This window comes from Siccirubricoccus deserti, from assembly GCF_014283215.1.
Taxonomy (GTDB): domain Bacteria; phylum Pseudomonadota; class Alphaproteobacteria; order Acetobacterales; family Acetobacteraceae; genus Siccirubricoccus; species Siccirubricoccus deserti.
This window is the reverse complement of record NZ_JACOMF010000258.1, coordinates 1-714: the sequence shown is the minus strand read 5'-3', so window position 1 is coordinate 714 and position 714 is coordinate 1. Positions and strand designations below refer to the sequence as shown.

At 57.1% G+C, this 714-nt stretch carries 1 protein-coding gene and 1 pseudogene; one reads left to right on the top strand and one right to left on the bottom strand.

Annotated elements, in window-relative coordinates; all coding sequences use genetic code 11:
• Positions 1-144 precede the first annotated feature (144 nt).
• Positions 145-591, top strand: a complete 447-nt coding sequence (locus H7965_RS30200) for a hypothetical protein (protein WP_186774122.1) — start codon at positions 145-147, stop codon at positions 589-591.
• On the opposite strand, the pseudogene H7965_RS32350 reads toward H7965_RS30200, so the two are convergent.
• Positions 583-714, bottom strand: a pseudogene (locus tag H7965_RS32350) (IS5 family transposase); the annotation flags it as partial. The gene H7965_RS30200 and the pseudogene H7965_RS32350 overlap by 9 nt on opposite strands.

The window sequence follows — 714 nt, the reverse complement described above, 5'->3', positions numbered from 1 at the left end:
CACCAAGGATCGCAGCAAGGCGGATGCGATCCTCAGATCCAACGATGACGCTGACGGTCTGGGCCATGCCTGGAGAATTCCACCGCAGCGCCCCGCTGTGAATCCTCCGTCTGCGTCAGTGCACTAGCCGCGTCAATCAAGGTGATGGACCCAAAGCGCCCCGTTTGCCTCATCCACGAGGACACGCTGACACTGTCGCGGGATGACCGGCTGTTCTTCGACCGGACGGTGGTGATTGCCAAGGATGCCAAATTCCCGCACGTGATGAACAAAATTCGGGTCTTCGACACCTCACCCTACGAGAAGTCCATGTTCGTCGACGCCGATTGCCTGCTGGTGAAAACCGACATCGATACCTATTGGGCGGCGGCAGCCACACGGCATTTCTCGATCACCGGCGGGAAGCGGCAAAGCGGCGAATGGAAAGGCATTGAAGTTAAAGATGTCTTGCAGGCACAGGGCATCGATTATCTCATTCAGATGAATGCCGGAGTCTTCTATTTTGATAAGTCCAGAGAGGCCCAAGGTTTTTTCTATGGTCTAGAAAATTATTTCCTGAGAGCCCATCCGGGAAGTTTCGATTCACGCTGAGGGCTTTCTGGCCAGCCGGCGGAGCATGATGCGGATCATTGCCATGCGGACGAAGGCGGCGGCGATGCGGCAGTGTCGCTCGAAGTCGCGGGCGAGGCGGCGGTTGCGGCTGATCCAACCGAT

Coding starts and splice junctions, on each gene's coding strand:
- H7965_RS30200 (WP_186774122.1), top strand. CDS start 145: ATGGACCCAAAGCGCCCCGTTTGCCTCATCCACGAGGACACGCTGACA.